At 45.1% G+C, this 22,192-nt stretch carries 23 protein-coding genes; 17 read left to right on the top strand and 6 right to left on the bottom strand.

What is annotated here, in order from left to right; genetic code table 11:
• The first annotated feature begins 36 nt into the window (after positions 1–36).
• The 11 genes from gspD to ACVBIK_RS18310 all read left to right on the top strand — a co-directional run bounded on the left by gspD (position 37) and on the right by ACVBIK_RS18310 (position 10,614).
• Positions 37–2,187: a type II secretion system secretin GspD gene (gene gspD / locus ACVBIK_RS18360; RefSeq protein WP_447161079.1), complete on the top strand. Its 2,151-nt coding sequence runs from the start codon at positions 37–39 to the stop codon at positions 2,185–2,187.
• On the top strand, positions 2,180–3,748 hold the full coding sequence (gene gspE / locus ACVBIK_RS18355) for a type II secretion system ATPase GspE (RefSeq protein ID WP_447161080.1): 1,569 nt from the start codon (positions 2,180–2,182) through the stop codon (positions 3,746–3,748). The genes gspD and gspE overlap by 8 nt, the downstream gene beginning before the upstream one ends.
• A gap of 3 nt (positions 3,749–3,751) precedes the next feature.
• Entirely contained in the window at positions 3,752–4,975 is a 1,224-nt protein-coding gene (gene gspF, locus ACVBIK_RS18350) for a type II secretion system inner membrane protein GspF (protein WP_447161081.1), read from the top strand.
• 67 nt (positions 4,976–5,042) lie between these two features.
• A complete protein-coding gene (gspG, locus tag ACVBIK_RS18345) occupies positions 5,043–5,477 on the top strand; it encodes a type II secretion system major pseudopilin GspG (protein ID WP_447161082.1) in 435 nt (144 codons plus the stop codon).
• A gap of 1 nt (position 5,478) precedes the next feature.
• Positions 5,479–6,072: a type II secretion system minor pseudopilin GspH gene (gene gspH / locus ACVBIK_RS18340; protein ID WP_447164600.1), complete on the top strand. Its 594-nt coding sequence runs from the start codon at positions 5,479–5,481 to the stop codon at positions 6,070–6,072.
• A 5-nt stretch (positions 6,073–6,077) separates the two neighbouring features.
• The gene (gene gspI, locus ACVBIK_RS18335; RefSeq protein WP_447170243.1) at positions 6,078–6,446 is read left to right on the top strand and encodes a type II secretion system minor pseudopilin GspI; all 369 of its coding nucleotides are present in this window, start codon (positions 6,078–6,080) and stop codon (positions 6,444–6,446) included.
• On the top strand, positions 6,427–7,146 hold the full coding sequence (gene gspJ, locus ACVBIK_RS18330; RefSeq protein WP_447170239.1) for a type II secretion system minor pseudopilin GspJ: 720 nt from the start codon (positions 6,427–6,429) through the stop codon (positions 7,144–7,146). Before gspI ends, gspJ begins: the two co-directional genes overlap by 20 nt.
• Before the next feature lie 2 nt (positions 7,147–7,148).
• The gene (gene gspK, locus ACVBIK_RS18325) at positions 7,149–8,129 is read left to right on the top strand and encodes a type II secretion system minor pseudopilin GspK (RefSeq protein WP_447170238.1); all 981 of its coding nucleotides are present in this window, start codon (positions 7,149–7,151) and stop codon (positions 8,127–8,129) included.
• Between the two features lie 45 nt (positions 8,130–8,174).
• Positions 8,175–9,368, top strand: a complete 1,194-nt coding sequence (gene gspL / locus ACVBIK_RS18320; protein ID WP_447161086.1) for a type II secretion system protein GspL — start codon at positions 8,175–8,177, stop codon at positions 9,366–9,368.
• A gap of 1 nt (position 9,369) precedes the next feature.
• Entirely contained in the window at positions 9,370–9,846 is a 477-nt protein-coding gene (locus ACVBIK_RS18315; RefSeq protein WP_447161087.1) for a type II secretion system protein M, read from the top strand.
• Between the two features lie 9 nt (positions 9,847–9,855).
• Positions 9,856–10,614: a type II secretion system protein N gene (locus tag ACVBIK_RS18310; RefSeq protein ID WP_447161088.1), complete on the top strand. Its 759-nt coding sequence runs from the start codon at positions 9,856–9,858 to the stop codon at positions 10,612–10,614.
• Positions 10,615–10,721: 107 nt separating this feature from the next.
• On the opposite strand, the gene yrfG is transcribed toward ACVBIK_RS18310, so the two are convergent.
• Entirely contained in the window at positions 10,722–11,390 is a 669-nt protein-coding gene (yrfG, locus tag ACVBIK_RS18305) for a GMP/IMP nucleotidase (RefSeq protein ID WP_447161089.1), read from the bottom strand.
• 98 nt (positions 11,391–11,488) lie between these two features.
• Between yrfG and nudE the strand changes: the two genes are divergently transcribed.
• Genes nudE through ACVBIK_RS18285 form a run of 4 tightly spaced genes read left to right on the top strand, consistent with a single transcriptional unit; the run spans position 11,489 to position 15,059 of the window.
• Positions 11,489–12,043, top strand: a complete 555-nt coding sequence (nudE, locus tag ACVBIK_RS18300) for an ADP compounds hydrolase NudE (RefSeq protein ID WP_447170237.1) — start codon at positions 11,489–11,491, stop codon at positions 12,041–12,043.
• A 43-nt stretch (positions 12,044–12,086) separates the two neighbouring features.
• The gene (gene cysQ, locus ACVBIK_RS18295) at positions 12,087–12,899 is read left to right on the top strand and encodes a 3'(2'),5'-bisphosphate nucleotidase CysQ (RefSeq protein WP_447170236.1); all 813 of its coding nucleotides are present in this window, start codon (positions 12,087–12,089) and stop codon (positions 12,897–12,899) included.
• Positions 12,892–13,359: a GNAT family N-acetyltransferase gene (locus ACVBIK_RS18290; protein ID WP_447161092.1), complete on the top strand. Its 468-nt coding sequence runs from the start codon at positions 12,892–12,894 to the stop codon at positions 13,357–13,359. The genes cysQ and ACVBIK_RS18290 overlap by 8 nt, the downstream gene beginning before the upstream one ends.
• Entirely contained in the window at positions 13,359–15,059 is a 1,701-nt protein-coding gene (locus ACVBIK_RS18285; RefSeq protein ID WP_447170235.1) for an MFS transporter, read from the top strand. The genes ACVBIK_RS18290 and ACVBIK_RS18285 overlap by 1 nt, the downstream gene beginning before the upstream one ends.
• An 8-nt stretch (positions 15,060–15,067) precedes the next feature.
• Here the strand turns inward: ACVBIK_RS18285 and mnmH are convergent, their stop codons facing one another.
• The 3 genes from mnmH to ACVBIK_RS18270 form a co-directional block, all read right to left on the bottom strand.
• Positions 15,068–16,165: a tRNA 2-selenouridine(34) synthase MnmH gene (gene mnmH, locus ACVBIK_RS18280; protein WP_447164603.1), complete on the bottom strand. Its 1,098-nt coding sequence runs from the start codon at positions 16,163–16,165 to the stop codon at positions 15,068–15,070.
• A complete protein-coding gene (gene selD, locus ACVBIK_RS18275) occupies positions 16,165–17,205 on the bottom strand; it encodes a selenide, water dikinase SelD (RefSeq protein ID WP_447161095.1) in 1,041 nt (346 codons plus the stop codon). The genes mnmH and selD overlap by 1 nt, the downstream gene beginning before the upstream one ends.
• Before the next feature lie 192 nt (positions 17,206–17,397).
• Positions 17,398–18,504, bottom strand: coding sequence for a fatty acid desaturase (locus ACVBIK_RS18270; RefSeq protein WP_447161096.1), 1,107 nt, complete (start codon positions 18,502–18,504; stop codon positions 17,398–17,400).
• A gap of 140 nt (positions 18,505–18,644) precedes the next feature.
• Here ACVBIK_RS18270 and fabR point away from each other — a divergent pair, with 140 nt between their 5' ends.
• Entirely contained in the window at positions 18,645–19,259 is a 615-nt protein-coding gene (gene fabR, locus ACVBIK_RS18265) for an HTH-type transcriptional repressor FabR (protein WP_447161097.1), read from the top strand.
• Between the two features lie 74 nt (positions 19,260–19,333).
• Here fabR and trmA read toward each other — a convergent pair whose 3' ends face one another.
• Entirely contained in the window at positions 19,334–20,431 is a 1,098-nt protein-coding gene (gene trmA, locus ACVBIK_RS18260) for a tRNA (uridine(54)-C5)-methyltransferase TrmA (protein WP_447164605.1), read from the bottom strand.
• Positions 20,432–20,623: 192 nt separating this feature from the next.
• Here trmA and murI point away from each other — a divergent pair, with 192 nt between their 5' ends.
• The gene (gene murI / locus ACVBIK_RS18255) at positions 20,624–21,430 is read left to right on the top strand and encodes a glutamate racemase (RefSeq protein ID WP_447161099.1); all 807 of its coding nucleotides are present in this window, start codon (positions 20,624–20,626) and stop codon (positions 21,428–21,430) included.
• Positions 21,431–21,442: 12 nt separating this feature from the next.
• Here murI and ACVBIK_RS18250 read toward each other — a convergent pair whose 3' ends face one another.
• Entirely contained in the window at positions 21,443–21,898 is a 456-nt protein-coding gene (locus ACVBIK_RS18250; protein WP_447161100.1) for an RNA recognition motif domain-containing protein, read from the bottom strand.
• Positions 21,899–22,192: the final 294 nt, after the last annotated feature.

Genomic DNA, 22,192 nt, shown 5'->3' with positions numbered 1-22,192 from the left:
TTTGCCGCAACGAAAGGGTTTAGGGGAAGTATAACAATGAATAATAAGCGGATTAGACGCAGACTAATCGCCGGTATGGTGATGGGGGCTTCTTTATTGGCGCCTCAACTTGCTTGGTCTGAGCAATATGCGGCTAACTTTAAAGGCACTGATATTCAAGAGTTTATCAATATTGTTGGTAAAAACTTGGACCGGACAATTATTGTCGACCCTACCGTTCGTGGCAAAATAAACGTTCGTAGTTACGATCTACTTACTGACGAACAATACTACCAATTCTTTCTCAATGTATTGCAAGTCTATGGTTATGCGGTTGTCGAAATGGACAACAACATTATCAAGGTGATTAAAGATAAAGATGCTAAGACGGCTGCTATCCGTGTTGCCGATGATAATGCACCAGGACTCGGCGACGAGATGGTGACGCGTATTGTCGCCCTTTATAACACCGAAGCTAAGCAGCTTGCCCCTTTGCTTAGGCAGCTTAACGATAATGCCGGTGGCGGTAACGTTGTTAACTACGATCCTTCAAACGTATTGATGCTTTCTGGCCGTGCGGCTGTGGTGAATAAGTTAGTCGAAATTGTTCGTCGTGTTGATAAGCAAGGTGACACCGCTGTTGAAGTGGTAAAACTGGAATTCGCATCAGCGGGTGAAATTGTTCGTATCATCGATACCCTTTATCGCTCTACTGCAAACCAAGCACAGATGCCGGGTCAGGCGCCAAAAGTTGTAGCGGACGAGCGTATCAATGCCGTCGTCGTGAGTGGCGATGAAAAAAGCCGTGAGCGTGTGGTTAAACTCATTAAAAAACTGGATGCTGAACAAGCAAACAGTGGCAACACTAAGGTGCGTTACTTACGTTACGCTAATGCAGAAGACTTAGTTGAAGTGCTAACGGGCTTTGCTGAGCAGCTTGTTGATGACAAGGGCGCGCCTCAAGGCGGTGGCAGTAAGCGTCGTAACGAAATCAATATTATGGCGCATGCCGATACCAATGCTTTGGTGATCAGTGCCGAGCCAGATCAGATGCGCACCATTGAAAGCGTCATCAATCAGCTCGATATTCGCCGCGCACAGGTGCTCGTTGAAGCGATTATCGTTGAGGTCGGAGAAGGCGATGATGTTGGCTTTGGCATTCAGTGGGCGACAGAAGCTGGCGGTGGAACTCAGTTTAATAACTTAGGTCCTACCATTGGTGAAATTGGTGCAGGTATTTGGCAGGCGCAAGGGGAAGAGGGATCAACCGTTTGTGACGGCACTATTTGTACCGAGAACCCAGATACCCGAGGCGACATCACTTTACTTGCGCAAGCACTGGGTAAGGTCAACGGTATGGCGTGGGGTGTGGCGATGGGCGACTTTGGCGCCTTGATCCAAGCCGTTTCAAGCGATACTAAGTCAAATGTATTGGCAACACCTTCAATTACCACGCTTGATAACCAAGAAGCCTCATTTATCGTCGGTGATGAAGTGCCTATTCTTACCGGTAGCCAAAACTCCAGTAATGGTAACAGCAACCCATTCCAAACCGTTGAACGTAAAGAGGTGGGCGTTAAGCTTAAAGTGGTACCACAAATCAACGAAGGAACCTCGGTTAAGCTAACGATTGAACAGGAAGTGTCTGGCATCAATGGTAAAACCGGTGTCGACGTGACGTTTGCTACTCGCCGTTTAACAACAACCGTGATGGCAGATTCTGGCCAAATTGTGGTGCTTGGTGGTTTGATTAAAGAAGAAGTACAAGAGTCGGTGCAAAAGGTACCATTCTTGGGCGATCTTCCTATTATTGGTCATCTGTTTAAGTCGTCTTCTAGCGGTAAGAAAAAAACCAACTTGATGGTATTTATTAAGCCAACGATTATTCGTGATGGTATCACTATGGAAGGTATTGCTGGGCGTAAGTACAACTACTTCCGCGCATTGCAGCTTGAGCAGCAAGAGCGTGGCGTTAACTTAATGCCAAATACCGATGTGCCTATTCTCGAAGAGTGGGATCAAGAAGCGTATCTACCCGATGATGTTAACGAAGTACTAAATCGTTACAAAGCAGGTAAAGGCTTAGACACTAAGATGCGTCAAACCGACCCGACACTTAAGAGCATCTCTGATAGTAAAGACGCTGATAGCGGCAAACAAACTACCGATGCTGAAACCGTGACAGATAAAGAATCCGCAGATGAGTGAGAGTCAAATTCAAGCCGATGAAGATCTAGCAAAAGTGTCTAACGAGCTTGGGCTAGTATCTGAACAAGAGGCCGATCTGGTCTTTCATTCAAATAGCAAAGAGCGTTTGCCATTTGCCTTCGCACACCGTTTTAAAGTGGCATTGGCGACTGATGAAGGTGAATTATCGCTATATCATGCGCAAAGCACACCGTTGAGCGCCTTGCTTGAGGTGCGCCGTTATTGCGGTAAAGAGTTACCGCTTATTCAGCTTGAAGATGCTGCGTTTGAGTCGCGTTTAACTCAAGTTTATCAGGCTAACTCCTCTGAAGCGCAACAGATGATGGAAGATATTGGCAATGAGATGGATCTATTCACTCTTGCCGAAGAGTTGCCACAAACTGAAGACTTGTTAGAGGGCGATGATGATGCGCCGATTATTAAGTTAATTAACGCATTGTTATCTGAGGCTATCAAAGAAGAAGCGTCAGATATTCATATCGAAACCTACGAGAAGCAGTTAATTGTACGCTTCCGTGTTGACGGTATTTTGAAAGAAGTCCTCAAGCCGAATCGTAAACTTTCATCTTTGTTAGTATCGCGTATTAAAGTGATGGCGCGTCTAGATATTGCAGAGAAGCGCGTACCACAAGATGGGCGTATTTCACTGCGTATTGCTGGCCGTGCGGTAGACGTACGTGTATCGACTATGCCATCAAGTCATGGTGAGCGAGTGGTGTTGCGTCTTCTCGACAAAAATGCCGGTAATTTAGATTTAGAGCAGCTGGGTATGACGGAGTCTGTGCGTCATAAGTTTGATGAACTTATTCGTAGACCACATGGCATTATTTTGGTGACCGGTCCAACGGGTTCGGGTAAAAGTACCACGCTGTACGCAGGTCTGACTGAACTTAATTCAAAAGACACCAACATTCTTACGGTTGAAGACCCAATAGAATATGAGCTTGAAGGCATTGGTCAAACTCAAGTTAACACTAAAGTGGATATGACCTTCGCCCGTGGCTTACGTGCTATTTTGCGTCAAGATCCTGATGTGGTGATGATTGGTGAAATCCGAGATCTTGAAACCGCGCAGATTGCCGTTCAGGCATCGCTAACAGGCCATATGGTTATCTCAACCTTGCATACCAATACTGCATCGGGCGCGATTACCCGTTTGCAAGATATGGGTGTCGAGCCTTTCCTGGTTTCTTCAAGTTTACTCGGCGTACTCGCTCAGCGTCTTATTCGTACTCTGTGCCCAAGCTGTAAAGAGGCGCACATACCAGATGATCGTGAAAGAGAGTTGTTAGGTATTACCGGTGACGATACACGGGTTATTTTCCGTGCCAAGGGATGTTTGGCATGTGGTCACAATGGCTACCGTGGCCGTACGGGTATTCATGAGTTATTAACTGTCGATGATACCGTACGTGAACTTATCCATACTGGTCGAGGCGAGCTCGCTATCGAGAAACACATTCGTCAATCAGTGCCGAGCATTCGTCATGACGGTATGAGTAAAGTGCTTGCGGGTAAAACGACCCTTGAAGAAGTGCTGCGTGTCACTCGAGAGGAGTAAGCGATGCCAGCATTTGAATACAAAGCATTAGATAAAACCGGTAAACAGCAAAAGGGTGTGGTCGAGGCCGATACGGCAAGACATGCCCGAACGCAGTTAAGAGAACAGCGCTTAATGCCACTGGAAATTACCCCGGTGGTAGACAAAGAGAGTAAAGCCAAATCAGCAGGCTTAAGCTTTTTAAAGCGTGGTATCTCTACGGCAGAGCTGGCACTCATTACTCGCCAAATTGCCACCTTGGTAGCAGCAGGCTTACCCGTTGAAGAAGCGTTAAAAGCGGTGGGTCAACAGTGTGAGAAAGACCGCTTAGCTAGCATGATTATGGCAGTTCGCTCGCGAGTGGTAGAGGGTTATAGCCTCGCTGACTCGATGGCAGAGTTCCCGCATATTTTTGATGAGCTATATCGCGCTATGGTCGCGTCTGGCGAAAAGTCGGGCCATTTAGAAGTGGTTTTGAATCGCCTTGCTGACTACACCGAGCGTCGTCAACAGCTCAAAAGTAAAATGACCCAGGCGATGATTTATCCTATCGTGCTGACCGTGGTCGCCATAGGTGTTATTGCCATCTTGCTTGCAGCGGTTGTTCCGCAGGTTGTTGGTCAGTTTGAACATATGGGGCAAGAGTTACCTTGGACGACCGAGCTATTGATTGCATCGTCTGACTTTATCCGAGATTACGGACTGGTTGTATTGGTCGCGATTGTTGGTCTGTTCTTTATTGCTAAACGTTTGCTGGTCTCCCCTAAAAATCGCATGAAATACGACAGTATGTTGCTGCGTTTACCAGTGATCAGCAAAGTGAGTAAGAGTCTTAACACGGCGCGTTTTGCGCGAACCTTAAGTATTTTGACCGCAAGTTCAGTGCCTCTGCTTGATGCAATGCGCATTGCCAGTGACGTGCTGGTCAATGTTAAGGTTAAAACGGCTGTTGAGGATGCGACCCTACGGGTTCGAGAAGGTACAAGTTTGGGCACGGCGCTTGCCAATACCAAACTTTTTCCGCCCATGATGCTCTATATGATTACCTCAGGTGAAAAAAGTGGCCAGCTTGAGCAGATGCTTGAGCGTGCTGCCGATAACCAAGACCGAGAGTTTGAGTCCAATGTGACTATCGCTTTAGGGGTGTTCGAACCTATGTTAGTTGTTAGCATGGCTGCTGTGGTTCTATTTATTGTTCTTGCTATTCTTCAGCCAATTTTAGCGCTGAATAATATGATTAGTGGTTAATACTCACTGTTAGTGGCAACTCGCTTGTCACTGAAGTTGTGAGTTTTTTAGTTTAAGGAATTTGTTAATGCAAACACGTAATAAGCAACAAGGTTTTACCCTATTAGAAGTGATGGTGGTGATTGTTATTCTAGGTATTTTGGCCTCTATGGTGGTACCTAATTTGATGGGTAACAAAGATAAAGCTGACCAGCAGAAAGCGGTTTCAGATATTGTTGCATTAGAAAATGCCTTGGACATGTACAAGTTGGATAACAGTGTGTACCCAACGACTGAACAAGGTCTTGAAGCATTAGTGCAAAAGCCAACAATTTCTCCAGAGCCACGTAACTACCGTGCAGACGGTTATGTCAAGCGTCTACCACAAGATCCATGGCGCAATGACTACCTGCTATTGAGCCCAGGTGAAAACGGTAAGTTAGATATCTTCAGTACGGGACCAGACGGTCAAGCCGGTACAGAAGATGATATCGGTAACTGGAATCTGCAAAATTTCCAATAAAATGAACACGCCGCGAGTTAACCTAGCGCGCCAAACGGGCTTCACCTTAATGGAGGTGTTGCTCGTTGTTTTGCTTATGGGGCTTGCTGCGACTGCAGTCACCTTAGGCATGGGTGGTGCCAGCAAAGAAAAAGCGCTGGAGCGAACCGCGCTGCAGTTCATGATGTCCACTGAAATGGTGCTAGATGAAACCGTCCTAAGCGGTCATTTCATCGGTATTGTTATAGAAGACACCGGTTACAAATATGTCTATTACGATGAAGGAAAGTGGAAGCCATTAGCGCAAGACAGGTTGCTTGCTGAGCGTGAGATGGAGCCAGGTGTTGAATTGGTTTTAGTGCTCGATGGCTTGCCTTTAGTGCAAGAAGATGAAGAGCAAGACTCTTGGTTTGATGAACCACTTATTGAAAAGTCTGAAGACGACAAAAAGAAGTTCCCTGAGCCACAAATCTTACTATTTCCCAGTGGTGAGATGAGCGCATTTGAGCTGTCTTTTGTGAGTGAAGATGAGATGAAGCAAGATATCGAGGTGGTGGTGTTTGGTGATGCCCTCGGACGCTTGCGAATGGGCTTTGAAGATGAAGAAGTCTTATGACTAGGTTGAATAAGCAAAAAGGCATGACCTTGCTAGAGGTGATTGTCGCTTTAGCAGTGTTTTCCATTGCTGCAGTATCAATCACTAAAAGCCTAGGCGAACAGATCGGCAATATGCCTATTTTAGAAGAACGCACCATGGCGCAATGGGTGGCTCATAACCAGATGGTTGATGCCAGACTCGAGACTAAGTTTCCCGAAATTGGTCGCAAAGACGGTCAAGTAGAGTTAGCCAATCAAGACTGGTATTGGCGTAAAGAGGTCGTTAAAACGACCGATGATAATTTTAGAATGATCCGTATAAGTATCAGCGATGATGAACGATTTTCGCGAACCATCGCTGAAGTGAGCAGTTATGTGCTTAAAGCAGATTAAAACTCAGCGGGGCTTTACCTTGCTAGAGATGCTCATCGCCATCGCTATTTTTGCGATGCTAGGTTTGGCTGCCAATACTGTGTTGAGTACCGTGATGAAAAACGATACCGCAACCAGAGAGTTTGCCACCAAGTTAAAGGCGATGCAGCAAGGTTTTGGGGTGATTGAACGCGATCTAAACCAAATGGTAGCGCGAACACCAAGATTGCTTGAGGGTGGGCGAGGTACAACGGTTTTCCAGACCGGCAGCAATATGCTCGACTCGGAATCTGAGTCGTTGGTATTTTTTCGCTTAGGTTGGTTAAATCCTGATGGCTTATTGCCAAGAGGAAGTTTGCAGTCGGTCGCTTATGTGGTGATTGACGGGCAACTACAGCGTTGGTATTACCCTTATCCAGAGCCTGAAATTGGCGCAGAGCCGATTAAAACCGTGATTATGGATAAGGTCATTTCAGTTGAATACGCCTTTTTCGCAGATGATAAGTGGGAGCGTAAGACCGACGCAACTAAATTACCCAAAGCGATCGCAATGGAAATTGAATTTGAAGATATGGGTAAAGTTCAACGTAAATTCTTAGTGCCGACGGGGGCGCTTGCTGGAAGTAATGACGACACTAGCAATGGTGGTAACGATCAATCAGTACCCGATGGCAACCGAGATAATGGTAAAGAGCAAGATGGCAAAGGGCCGGGTGAATAAGCATGCGCAATAAACAAGGTGGCGTGGCCCTTATCGTTGTGCTCTTGATTGTGGCCATGGTTGCGATTATTGCTACCAATATTACCTCTCGTAATCAGCTGTCGGTTAGGCGCACATTGAACATGGCGCAGTATGACCAAGCTTTTTGGTATGCGATTTCCGCTGAAGAGATCGCAAAAAAGGTACTGAAACAAGACTTAGAAGATTCAGACACGGTAAATTTACAGCAGTACTGGGCATTGGCTGATGTGATATTTCCAGCAGAAAAGGGCGAAATAGCCGGTAAAATTAGCGATATGCGATCTTGTTTTAACGTTAACTCGTTATCTGCGCCTAGTGAGACCATTGAGAATGGTCAACCTAAAATGCCACTCCCCGCGGTGCAATTTAAAGGTTTGCTGGTCGCGCTGGGAATGGACGAATTCGCTGCGGAGCGATTAGCACAGACGGCTAAAGACTATATCGATGAAGATCAGACGGCAGGGCCATATGGCGCAGAAGATGCCGAGTATGAGTCACGTAATGTGCCTTATCGAGCAGCGAATACCTTGATGAGTCATAAGAGTGAGCTGCGAGCTGTGATGGGCTTTACCCAGGATATTTACCTTAAACTTGCACCTTACGTATGTGCGATCCCGGGCAATACGACGCAGGTTTTGAACGTCAATACCGTCCCTGTAGAGCAAGCAGCGTTAATCGCAGGTATGTTAGATAATAAAATTTCCGTTGGTGAGGCTGAAAGTATTATCAATCAGCGACCGCTCGATGGCTACGATAAGATTGATGAGTTTTGGGAAAATTCTTCAATCGCGTCTTTAGCAGGTGATGCCAAACTCAAATCGAGTTTTGGGGTAACGAGTAAGTACTTTTTGCTCGAAGCTGGGGCCAAAGTGGATACCGCTATATTTAGATTAGAAAGCGTGCTGTACGGCGACAGTAAAAAATTAGAAGTGTTATCCCGCCAATTTGGTGGGCAAAAATAACAACAGTCCTTTAATAACGTTAAAGAGACGCGTGGAGATAACTCAGTGAGTGAAAGACTATTTATCCGTTTAGGACAAACTGCCGAGCAGCCTTGCTCTTGGCTTGTTTGGTCTGAGCAGGAACAAGAAATTATAGGTTCTGGCGAGCTTAGCGATGCCAGTGCACTATCGACTCTTACTGAAAGAGCAGGTAATCGTGCGGTTGACGTATTAGTGCCTGCCTCAAGCATTACATTGACGCAAGTTGAGCTGCCAGAAAAAAGTCAGCGCCAAGCGGTAAAGGCATTGCCTTTTATGCTAGAAGAGAACCTTGCTCAAAATGTTGATGAGTTGCACTTTGTGACGGGGCCGCGAGAGGGTGATGCCTTAAGTATCGCTGTTGTCGCACACGAACAGATGCAAGCTTGGATAGAGTGGCTTAGTGATGCAGGGCTGAAGGCTAAATGTATCGTACCAGATTGCTTGGCTTTGCCATTGGCTGAGTGTGACTGGGCTGCGATGAGTTTTGGCAAAGAGGTTTTAGTGCGTACCGGTGAAGGTAGCGGAGTCAGTTTGAGCCAAAGCTGGCTTGATGTGGCCTTGCCGCAACTGCTGAGCGCAACGAACAGCACACCAGTGTCTGTTGCGGGTTATACCGAACTGCAATTCGCGGGCACCGACGTCAAAGTTCAGCCGCTAGACCTGCCTATGTTAGTACTGGCTAGAGGTATTTTGAATGCGCCGATGAATCTACTTTCTGGCGTTTATAAGCCAAAGAAAGAGTACGGTAAACATCTAACGTTATGGCGTAATACAGCGATCGCATTTATTGTGATTATTGTTTTGGCATTAGTGAATAAAGGCCTCAATATTCATCAAATGAATAGCGATGCCGATGCACTGCAGGTGCAAAGCGAGCAGATTTATAAGCAAGTGGTGCCTGGTAGCTCGCGTGTAGTGAACTTGCGTTCGCAGATGGAAAGCTATGTACGTACCCTTCAAGGTGGTGGCAGTGGTAGCGAATTCTTTGTCATGTTAAGCGGTATGAAAGATGCGTTTGCGCAAGTACCAGAGCTTAAGCCGACAACATTGCGCTTTGACAGTAACCGCAATGAAATTCGCATGCAGGTCACAGCCAAGAACTATGAGCAGATTGAAAAGTTTAAAGAGATCATTGCGCGTTCTTACAAGCTTGATGGTGGTGCGATGAATAGCGGTGAATCTCAAGTCACCAGCACCTTAACCATAAGGAGCAAATAAGATGGAAAACTTTAAAGCTTGGTGGGGTGGGTTAGTACTACGCGAGCAGCAGATGGTTGCAGCTTGTGGTGTGGTATTGGTCATCGGTATTTTGTATTGGGGTGTATGGACCCCTATCGCTAATGCGGAAGCTGAAGCAGAGCGTAGGCTAGAGGGCCAACAAAGCACGCTAAATTACGTTAAGCAAACCGCCAACCGTATTGCAGGGCTGAAGCAAAGCGGCAGTAGTAACGCATTTAGAGGTAGCTTGAGTGCGGCGGTTAACCAAACCGCTAGTGCATTTGGACTCACCATTACTCGAATGCAGCCACAAGGAAATAAAATTCAAGTGTGGATGGATGAAGTGCCTTTCGATACCTTGCTAAATTATTTGAATGAATTGGTACAGAAAAAGGGATTATCGTTAGAAAGTTTAGACTTAGCCGAGTCTGACACCCCAGGTTACGTTAATGTTCGTCGTATTCAGCTGTCCAAGTAAGGTGTTGTAGTGAAATTAGCAAAAAAGATCGCACTGGGCTTTGTAGTCTACTTAGTATTTTTAGTGGTGCTATTTCCGGCCAGTGTTGCTGTAAAGCTGGCCCCCTTGCCAAAAGATGTAGCTATTAGTGGGGTGTCTGGCACGATTTGGGCGGGCAGTCTTGCAACGCTGAGTGTGCAAAAACGCCAGGTGGAAATGATAACGTGGGACCTGAATATTTGGTCGTTGCTAACGGGAACCGTTAAGGCCGATGTGGTGATTGGTAGCCGTGCAAGTGCGGTTAACGGTAAAGGTACCATAGCTTATTCAATGTCAGGACTCGACGCCTCAGGCTTAAGATTTGAAGCGCCAAGCAGCTTTTTGTTAGGACGCACTAACTTACCTTTTAGAACTAAAGTTAACGGCGACTTAAGTGTACTGGTCGACAACTTTGAGCAAGGTTTGCCTTGGTGCGAACAGCTATCGGGTAAGTTGTTTTTAAACCAAGTGAATGTCACTAACCAGTTTGGTAAATATCCATTGGGTGATATTGCGCTAGGCCTAGCCTGTCTCGATGGTAAAATTGAATTGACCACTGATGAGAAGCTAAATGGGTTAGGTTTGGACGGTACAATTGTACTGGCGGATCAAAAAATGGTGCAAGTGAACGCCAAAATTCGCGAAGTGAATACCCAGCCGGATGACTTGAAAAAGGCGCTATCTTTCTTAGGCAAGAAGGACAGCCAAGGTTACTACCCGATCACTTATCAAGGTCGCTTACCTATTTAGTTCAACTATTTTGTTAATAGTAAAAGGCGCCTAATTGGCGCCTTTTCTGTTTTCAGCCCTAAACCACCTAGTTCAAAAGGTGGACTTTTTACTGTTCTGTTTCTATTTTACGATTGCTTAAGCAGCTCATCTAGCAAGTGGTGATAATCTTCAATGGCAGGGAAATCATCGAATACCTTATTGGGTTTTTGGCTATCAGGGTTAGATATTCCTAGTTGGTAACCCACACCCGCCAGTTTTGCTGCTTTTAATATGGTTTCGTTATCATCGATAAACAGGCAGCGACTAGGCTGTAAATTAAACTGTTTAAATAGATGCTGCCAAAATAATGGATGTTCTTTCGGGTAACCAGTTTCATGGCTGGAGAGCATACTGTCGAGCCCTAAGGCTAAATCGGTATGCTCTAGTTTTAAGCCTAAATTCTTTGGGTGGGCGTTAGTGACCAAAATACGCTGTTTTCCGGCGTGTTTAAGCGCATCTAAAAAAGGCATGCTGTCTTGGCGTAGCTGGATCCGTTCAGCTAAAGTGCGGTGCAGCGACATAATATCCAGCCCCATCTGCTGCTCCCAATAGTCGAGGCAGTACCAGTTTAAGGTTCCCTCTACATTGGTGTAGCACTGCTCAACCCAGTCGCTGGCTTCTTTAATAGAGATATTTCGCTGTTCACTGAGTACCTTAGGGATCAGCTGTAGCCAAAAATGATTGTCGAAATGCAGGTCCAGTAAAGTCCCATCCATATCGAGTAAAACGGTATCAATTTCGTTCCATGGAAACATAGTTACGCGATCCTAGAAAATTCATGTTGTAGATTGGGTGAACAATAGTAAGATTATACTGAATTAAATGACAAGTCGGCAGCGGCACTGGGATGTGTATGACTAAAAAGAATGAGAAACCGGAAATTTTGCACGCTGAAATCGTAGCTAGAAGTCGACTGTTTCAAATTGAACAGGTGCACTTGCGGTTTTCTAATCAAGTTGAGCGCCAATATGAACGCATGAAAGGTAATAATCGTGGAGCCGTGATGGTGGTCCCTGTGCTCAATGGCACAGAGTTATTACTCGGTCGAGAATATGCTGCAGGTACTCATAGCTATGAACTCGGGTTTCCTAAGGGCTTAATCGATCCCGGTGAAGAAGCCCATGAGGCTGCTAACCGCGAGCTTCAAGAAGAGATAGGTTACGGCGCGAGAAAGCTAACGCATTTAATGGAATTAAGCTTAGCGCCGGGTTATTTTGCCAGTAAGATGCAGATCTTTTTAGCTGAAGATCTTTATGAAAGTAGCCTAGAAGGTGATGAGCCTGAACCTATCGACATGGTTCCTTGGCCGTTAGCACAATGGCAAGATCTATTAAGCGAAGAAGATTTTTCAGAATCGCGTAGCGTAAGTGCTTTATTTTTAGCGCAAAAACATCTACAACTAAGATAGTAAAAACAACGTAGGTCATGGGTATTAGGCTGTTGGAGTAGTTATGAAGCCAGAGAATTATGTAGATCAAGTCATTGAAATTGCAACGTTAGCAGGCCAGAAAATTCGTGATATTTATCAGAAAGGTGATTTCGAACGCGAGATTAAATCTGATAATACGCCAGTGACTTCTGCAGATCTCGCCGCCCATGAAATCATTACCAATGCGCTTAAAGCGCTGACGCCCGATATCCCCGTATTATCAGAAGAAGATGCCAATATTCCGTTCGCACAACGCCGTGACTGGCAACGCTACTGGTTAGTGGACCCATTGGATGGTACGGGAGAGTTTATAGCGGGCAGCGGTGATTTTTCGGTCATTATTGCGCTAGTTGAGCACAATCGTCCGATTTTGGGCGTAGTGTATGTGCCAATGACTGAAGTGTGTTATTACGGCATTGCAGGTTTAGGCTCCTACAAGCGTAAAGATGGCGCTGAAGTACGTATAACGAGTAAGCAGCTGAGTAAGGATGGTTCTGAATCATTACGCTTAGCGGTAAGTCGCCGCCAAGATCCACAATCAGTGATTAAGCTGTTTAATCACAATAAGCACTGTGAACTAGTGGTATTGGGTGGCGCAGCGCTTAAGAGTTGCCTCGTTGCAGAAGGCCGTGCAGATTGCTATGTGCGTATTGGACCAACGGGTGAGTGGGATACCGGCGCCGCGCAGATTATTGTCGAGGAAGCCGGTGGCCAGATCATGGATCTGAATCTACAACCGCTAACCTACAACGAGCGAGAAAGCTTAGAAAACCCTAATTTTATCGTGGTCGGTGCGCCAGCACTGGAGTGGGACCAAATCCTTATCAATGAATGATTCAACTCAGATTTCAATCGCGTGTAAGCAAGATCTTGCCGCGATTGATGCACTAGAACGCGAGTGTTTCGCCGGGCATTGCTACCCAGATTTTTTCTTCAGACAAGCACTAGACTGTTGGCCCAATGGTTTTTGGGTGGCAAAGGATGTCAACGCAAATATTGTTGGTTATCTATTGGCGTCGACGAGTGCTAAAGCGAGTGTTTGCTGGATCTTATCGGTTGCCGTCGCTGACAGCGCTCGCGGCCAAGGGGTTGGCACCAAACTCATCTCACTTCTGTTAGCGACATTGCCTAGAGAGGTTAATCAAATCAACCTGACAGTAGCGCCAGACAACCCGGCGAAAGCCTTGTATTTACGCTGTGGTTTTACCGAGCAAGCTTTTGAAGTCGATTATTTTGGTGAAGGTGAGCCTAGGTTGCTAATGACATATCAAAAACCCGTTCACATCTCTGGCTGATGTTATTTAGCCGACGCTTCTTTCCTTACTTTGTGACTCAATGCTTAGGTGCATTGAATGACAACGTGTTTAAAAATGTACTGTTGCTCTTGGTGGCTTATTCGCAACTCGATGAGTTACCGATAGATGTAAATCTATTTGTAAACTTGGCTGCTGGTCTCTTTATCCTACCTTTTTTACTGTTTTCAGCCCATGCGGGGCAGATTGCCGATTATGTTGATAAGGCATTATTGATCCGCAGACTCAAGTTCCTAGAATTGATGATTATGACGGTGGCGATATTTGCCATTTTGAGCCATAGCTATTTAGTCATGTTGTTGCTGCTGTTTCTTACTGGCGTACAATCTGCCTATTTTGGTCCGGTGAAGTACTCTCTGCTTCCTAGAGTGCTAGAGAGTGGTGAGTTAGTTTCTGGTAATGCATGGGTCGAGATGGGCACCTTTCTTGCGATCTTAATCGGTACTATTTCGGCAGGGCTTATTGTAGCGAGTCATAATGCGACTTATTGGGCTGCCGCCAGTGTGTTTATTTTGGCGCTGATTGGTATGCTTGCCAGTTGGTTCATTCCTAGCATTCCAGCGCACTCAGATATCAAGCCTCATTTCTCGATTGTTTCAGCGACGATGGCGAATATCACAAAGGTGCGGAAAACGCCTGGGATCTGGACCGCTATTTTGGCGATTAGCTGGTTTTGGTTTGTGGGGGCAACGTATCTGACGCAGTTCCCTAATTTTGCGCGTATTACCTTGCATGCAGATCCCACCGTGGTGTCGTTACTATTAACGCTTTTCTCTATCGGTATTGGGGGCGGTTCTTTTGTATGCGAGCGTCTGTCTTACAGGCAAGTTGAACTGGGTATTATGCCGCTCGGTCTCGGGATCTTAGCTGTCTTTGGTATCGACTTGTATTTTGCTCTGCCCAATAAGGTGTCACTCGATACTCTGTATCATCTTCAAGGTTTTATCGCTGATAGCGCTCATTACCGCTTGATGTTCGATCTATTTATGATTGGCGTCGGAGGTGGGTTATTCATTGTACCGCTTTACACCTATATTCAGGCGCGAGCAAAAGAGGGGGAGTGTGCTCAGGCGATAGCCAGTAATAATATTATCAACGCGTTATTTATGGTGAGCTCAGCAATTTTTTCCATGCTGGTGTTGAATGTATTGCAGTGGCCTATAGAGCGTCTGTTTCTGGTATTGGCAGCCTCTAATCTGGTGGTGCTACTGTTATTGCTTTGGCGTTGGCCTGAATTATTTTTACGTGTTGCTAGTTATTTTATCCGCAGAGTTAAGCATAAAACTCAGCTGCTAGATCCTGAGTTGCTTCATCAATCTTCCAGACTATTAGTGGTGACTAAGAGTCTATCTTGGCGTGACATATTGCTGATCTATGGAAGTTTTACCCATCCTATGTTGTTCGCACCAAGCTTATGTAAACAGATGAAGACGCATCGTTTTTTGGCCGGAATGATGTCTCGTTTATGTTGGCATGCGGGAGAGAATATGCAGCTCGATAGCCTAGTTTGTGTCGATCAAGGTACGCTAACCCAGTTAATAAACCACACTGATTTTGCAGATTTTAAGTTAGTTGCGGTAAAGACGGTGACAGATAACAGCTGTGGAAATAAGCTAACATTAGTAGTCACCCCACTTGCAGCTAATAGTGCTTATAACACCATGAGTGCGAGTGAGGTGTAAGTTTGGCGTTATTGGTTATCTAGCCACTGGTGCATAGCCTGATGATCACCCTTAAAGATAATTCGGTCGGCTTTTTTGTCGATTTGATATTGGTACATAGGGTCGTAGTATTTTACCAGTAGCATTTCAATCCACTCTAAGTGCGCACTGGTATCATTTTGACTCGTCTGAATAGTTAGCGCGTTAGTGATTATTGCTTGAAACTCATCATGCTGCTTGTTACCTAGGCGTTTTTTGATGCCGGTAATGCTCTGCGCTAGGTATTGGGCAAATGCCTCAAGGCCTTCTTCTTCACCCAGTCTTTGAATATAACCAGAATGCATCTTGTGCACGTATTCATTAAGAAGACGTGTCAGTCTTGCATCTAAAGATTCCTCTAGGACCAATACTCCAGCAGCTTGCATCCCTGCGTAAAAAGCTTGGGGCAAGGCTGAACGACCAATTAGGTAGCTCTCGTCTTCAAGTAGTAAATGCTTGGCATCACTGTCTTGGTGCTTTAATAGCGCGACAGCGAGTGCGTTCTCAAAGTTTATCTGGCTTGGTTGTGCTTCATGATAGCGACCAAAGCTAGAGCCACGATGGTGAGCAAGCCCTTCTAGATCGACGGCTTCTTTCCGCTTTAGTAGAAAATCTGTTTTACCACTACCGGTGATCCCACTAAGGATCCGCATTGGCTTCACGTTTGGCGCATCATCGATGGTTTCAATGAGAAACTGACGCATCGCTTTGTAACCCCCTTCGATAAAGGGGATATCTAGGCCTGCTTCTTTTAACCATTGTTGAGTTAACTGAGAACGGAGGCCGCCACGAAAGCAATAAAGGTAGCCACCTGGGTTCTTGCTGAAAAAGTCTAGCCAAGCATCGACTCTTTGCTGCTTTATGTCACCATGAACCAGTGAATGACCGAGTTTGATCGCAGCTTCTTGGCCACGTTCTTTATAGCAAGTACCCACCTTTTTACGCTCTTCATCCTCCATTAAAGGGTGATTAATACTGGCAGGAAAGGCACCTTTCTCAAACTCTACGGGTGCGCGCGCATCCATTATTGGATGATCGTTAACGAGTATTCGGCGATATTCGCTTGCACGCACTTTATTGAGTGACATTAAATAAGCTCCACGGTTGTAGCCGTATTCTTTTCAATTAACTGACCAATGCAAATGGGTTCAATACCATTTTCGGTAAGCAGATTTTTTAAGACCGCCTCGCCATCGGCAGCAACAGCAATAAGTAATCCGCCACTGGTTTGTGGGTCACAGATAATCGCTTTTTGCTCATCAGTGAGTGTCGGTAAGTGTTCACCGTAACTGTCGAAGTTTCTGTGAGTGCCGCCTGGAATGCAGCCTAACTCTAGGTAGTGGCGTGCATTAGGTAATAAAGGCAGTAAGCTCACGTCAATCTTGGCATGTAAGTCTGCACCATGACACATCTCTAGTAGATGGCCTGCTAACCCGAATCCCGTGACATCAGTTAGCGCGTTAACCTGCGGGATCTTAGCGATTTTAGGGCCAAGGATATTCAGCTGGCACATGGCTTCTGCCGCAGTATTTAAATCGGCATCCGCTAGCTTCTTCTGCTTCTGTGCTGTGGTCAAAATGCCAATACCTAAAGGCTTAGTCAGATAAAGTTTATCGCCCGCTTTTGCTGTATCGTTTTGCTTAAGCTCTTCTAGTGGGATTTGGCCGGTTACGGCTAGACCAAAAATAGGTTCCGGTGAATCGATACTATGGCCTCCGGCCAGCATGATACCAGCATCGGCGCAGGCTTTTCGGCCGCCATCAACGACCTTCTGTGCCACTTCTGCGGGTAGTTTATTCACTGGCCAGCCTAAAATCGCAATGGCCATCATAGGTGTGCCGCCCATGGCGTAGATATCACTGATGGCATTTGTCGCAGCGATACGACCAAATGTAAATGGGTCGTCGACTATCGGCATAAAGAAGTCAGTGGTACTGATAATGCCTGTGGTCTCATTTAACTTATAGACGGCGGCATCATCTCGGGTTTGGTTACCCACCAGTAGGTTAGGGTCGTCAAAAACAGGCAGTTGGGTGGCGAGTATCGTGCCGAGCACTTTGGGTGATATTTTGCAGCCGCAACCGGCGCCGTGACTATACTCGGTAAGTTTGATTTCTGAATCTGACATGAGCTTAAAACGCCCTGAAAATGGTAAGTAGCCGATCATAATAGACCCATAACCGAGGGACTTCAATCGACCTCAAGCACAAGTTGAGACTTGAACCTTATCCTGAAGGACGATACTTGCTGTGTTTAGCAAAACGAGAGCCGTAAAAATAAAAAAAGCCGTATTGATAGCGGCTTTCTATTTGCATTGAATTTAGCTAAAGCTTGCAGTCAAACTGTGCCAGCTTTTTTGTTGCTGCTTAAAGCGTAACTTTAGTTCTTTTACTTGGCTAAGTAGTTGCTTATCAGCAAGCTGTTTACGCTTGGCTTCAATCAAGGTTTTCTTGGCGTCGTAATACTCTGCAAGGTGAGTTTTTAGTGTTTCGTATTCAGCTTGCAGTTTGTCGATGATCTCTTCGCTATTAGGCAAATGAGCCACCTTATTTTGAGTACGCTTTAGTTGCATTTGCAAACGGGCGTGTTCAATACGTTCCTGTGGTACAACGCGACGGTTTGTAGCTAAACCTATCGAGGCTAATCCGTTTATCAACCATTTAGTTGGATCGTATTGCCACCAGTGAATACCATTACGATAATCATTTTCGAAAATATGATGATAATTATGATAACCCTCACCGTAGGTTAGGAGTGCTAAGAAGCCATTATCTCGAGCGGTGTTCTTATCGGTATAGGGTTGAGAACCCCAAATATGGGCTAACGAGTTAATGAAGAAGGTGCAGTGGTGTACAACCACTAAGCGCAGCAGTCCGGCTAACAATAACATGCCAAGGATATCGCCGTTCAGCCAACCCAATAAAATAGGTAAGCCAAAGTTCATTATAAGTAAGAGCGGTAGATAATACTTATGTTGCCACATCACGACTTTATCGTTTTGTAGATCGCGAACGTTTTTATAGTCATGGTAGCGTTGCGATTGGTATTCACGCAGCATCCAGCCAATATGGCTGTACCAAAATCCCATTTTTGCTGAATAGGGATCTTTATCGTTGTTATCTACATGCTTATGGTGCACTCGGTGGTCAGAAGACCAGTGTAAAGCACTATTTTGCAGGGCTAATGCGCCACCAAGAGCATACAGGAACCGTACCGAAGCATGAGCTTTATAAGTACGGTGTGACCAGAGTCTATGATAGCCGCCTGTGATTGACAGGCCACTTGCAAAAGCGAGGACCACGAAGGCGATCCATTCAATGGCATCAAAGCCATAAGCGATACCGTACCAAGGCACGAATATTACAGCGCAGGCAAATGTGATGGTAAATAGACTCACATTCATCCAGATGAGGGGAGGTTTTTTCATTATAGTTTTAAATCTCTTGTTGAGCGTACATCTGTACGCTAATTTAACTTGGATAGTGACATGGGTCAAGTTTGTAGATGCTGCGTTTTGTGTTAAAAAGCGGTATTATTTAAGGAATAATTTTCGTAAGTAGGTTCAACATGGGCATTAGAGCACAACAAAAAGAAAAGACTCGGCGAGCACTTGTCGATGCGGCGTTTAATCAATTAAGCGCCGAACGTAGCTTTTCTAGTCTGAGTCTGCGCGAAGTCGCCCGTGAGGCCAATATTGCTCCAACATCGTTTTATCGCCACTTTAAAGATATGAACGAGCTGGGTTTAACTATGGTAGATGAAGGTGGTTTAACCCTGAGGCAGATGATGCGTAAAGGGCGCCAACGTGCTGAAGCCGGTGGTAGCGTTATTCGCATTTCGGTTGAAACCTTCATGGAAGTACTAGAGTCCAATCCAAACGTATTTCGTATTTTACTGCACGAGCGTTCGGGGACATCAGCTCCTTTTAGAGGAGCGGTTGCCCGTGAAATAGAGCACTTCATTTCTGAGTTGACTCATTACACTGAAGCGACAGCTAATCGCTCGCCAGAATTAGCGCATGCGCAGGCTGAAGCGTTAGTGACTTTGGTATTTAATGCGGGGGCCGCAGCATTAGATATGAAGCGAGCAGATCGTAAGATATTAGCTGACAGATTAGTGATACAACTGCGTATGGTGGCGAAAGGTTCTGAGGCACTGCAAAATAAGAAAGAACAGAAATAATGCGTTAGTGACGTAAACAACAACGGCATCCTAGGGATGCCGTTGTTGTTTAGAGCAAGTGTGTCAGTTGAAGGTTATTTCTTTTCAAGAAAAACACCTGACTCCATATGGTCGGTATATGGGAACTGGTCAAACAGTGCAAAGCGAGTGATCTTATGGGTTTTACTCAGTTCAGCTAAGTTTTCGATTAAGGTATGTGGATTACACGAGATATAAACAATCCGCTCGTAACCTTGTACCAGTTTTACAGTGTCAGCGTCTAAGCCTGCACGCGGTGGGTCAACGAAAATGGTATTGCAGTTATAGCTGTCTAAATCGATACCTTCTAAACGTCTAAAGCTACGCTTCTTGGCCATCGCTTCAGTAAAGTCTTCAGCCGACATTCGGATAATCTGCAGGTTTTCGACCTGATTGGCCTGGATGTTGTATTGTGCAGACTCAACCGATGGCTTTGCCAGTTCAGTTGCAAGTACGCGATCGAAATTTTGTGCCAGCGCAATGGAAAAATTACCATTACCACAGTAAAGCTCTAGTAGATCGCCAGTACTGTTTTTAGTGACATCAATAGCCCATTCCAGCATCTTAACTGATACTTTACCATTAGGTTGAGTGAAGCTGTTTTCAATCTGATGGTACTGTAGTTGCTTACCAGCAACCATGAGAGACTCAATCACGTAGTCTTTATCGAAGATGATTTTTTGCTTACGTGCACGTCCGATTAAGTTAACGTTAAACTGAGTACTTAGCGTTTGCTTTAATATCTTAGCTTGCTGCTCCCATTCGCTATCTAGCTGCTTGTGATAAAGCAGAGATACTAAGATTTCACCGCTAAGGGTCGATAAGAAATCAATTTGGAATAAACGATGACGCAAAATAGTATTCGGCTTTAATAGCTCGACTAAGGCTGGCATCATTTTGTTGATAAGTTCACTCGCAGGCAGGAACTGGTCGCAACGGACTTTACTATCAAGTTCCTTATCGAACATATAGTAGTAAAGATCTTCACCTTCATGCCAAACTCTAAACTCTGCACGCATACGGTAATGAGCTGGCTCTGAGCTGAATGCTTCTAGTTCTGGGGTATCAAAATCAGCAAATAACTGGGTTAACTTGACGCGCTTTGCTTCGAGTTGCACATCATAGGTTGTAGGATCCATTGCTGCTAAATTCATATCTTGATCACCGTTGGCATTAATTAGGGGCGGAATATTATACTAGATAGCTGGGATGTCCAGTTTCTGGCTTCCGATTTTATCTAGGTTGTGGGAAAATTCTAAAGCAATATAGCTAATCCTGCCGCAAGTGAGACATTACTGCAGGTTCATTTATATATATCGAAATATTTTTTATAGCGGAGAATGTTTGTGTCAGGACCTATTCTTATTTTTGACTCAGGGATTGGTGGGCTATCTATCTTTGATGAGATCAAAAAAGTATTACCCGACCAAGGCTATTGCTATCTATTCGATAATGCTCGCTTGCCTTACGGCGAACTTGAAGAGACGGTATTAATTAATGGCTGTGTAGATCTGATTTGTGAACAGGTAAAACGAACCGATGCAGTACTGGTTGTCGTTGCGTGTAACTCTGCCAGTACCTTAGTGTTGCCGGGATTAAGAGCTAGGCTCTCGATCCCTATCGTTGGGGTTGTACCAGCAATCAAACCCGCAGCGCAAATTTCAAAGGCTCACCATATAGGTTTGCTAGCGACCCCTGGTACGATTAAGCGTTCTTATACAAGAGAGTTAATTGAAGAGTTTGCCGGTGATTGTAAGGTCGACTTATTTGGGTCATCGGAACTTGTCATGTTGGCTGAAGCAAAACTAGCAGGCGAAACAGTTGACTTAATTAAGTTAGCGTCACAGCTTAAACCGATTCAATTATCGAATTTAGATACCTTAGTCTTAGGTTGCACACATTTCCCAATCTTAGCAGCTGAAATTCAGTCGGTGCTAGGTAAAGGAGTTACTTTGCTTGATTCAGGTAAAGCTGTAGCACAAAGGGTGCGTTACTTATTAAGTGAAGTCGATAGTGGTGATGCTGCAGAGCAACAAGATAAGGTGTGGGAGGCAATCTATACAACTGAAGATATAGCGGTAGGGCTAACAACCCGATTAGCTGAAAAAGGATTCACTACAATAGTGTCACGCTCTTCAACTAATCTAGGTTAGCTATAACACCTGTTATGCGTTGTCGCTCTTATCTGAATCTTGTGATTTAGCTTCGCGCACTTTCAATGTTCTTTCTTGGAAGTCGAACTCATTAAGTTTAGTCATGGCTTTCTTAGCACCAGCCTCTGACATTTCAATGAATCCAAATCCTTTACGGCGCCCTGTTTTACGATCGCGAACTAAGCGAACAGAGTTTACTGGGCCGAATTCGCCGAATAACGCCTTTACTTCACCCTCATGTACTCTATAAGGAAGGTTACCTACATATAGTGTCATAGTCGGACCGCTATATGGTTCGTTGCTGTCAGTTGTTGAGGCAGGCGTTTTAGATTGAAGAGAAAAAATAACGCTCGCGATGATGGCACCAGTAAAGAAAGCAATGGCACCGTTTAGATCGGGTGCGATCTGAAAAATAGCGAGTGCACCTATAATGGCTACGGCCAAGACGATCAAGAATGACTTCTGCATAAATATAATCTCTAAAGAATAAATGAATTGATAACTAACTGTTAATAACCTGACTATGGTAATGAATTATTAGCCAATACTCTAGTGTGTTGCTGAAAAAATGAACTTTATCTGCAAGCTAGTGCAAAATTGGTGCAGATTTAAACAGCGAAAGCGTGATAAATGAGCGATAAATCGTGCGTTGTTGAAAAGATAAGCATGCGAACAAATTCTTTATAAAAAGCACTTGCGCTCTTTTCGAATCTCCCTATAATGCGACCCCACTGACACGGTGAAGCAGGCAACTAGCCAAGC

The sequence above is a fragment of the Shewanella sp. 125m-1 genome (genome assembly GCF_052977065.1).
Note: the sequence above shows the minus strand (reverse complement) of the source record. Positions and strands in the feature narration are given on the sequence as shown.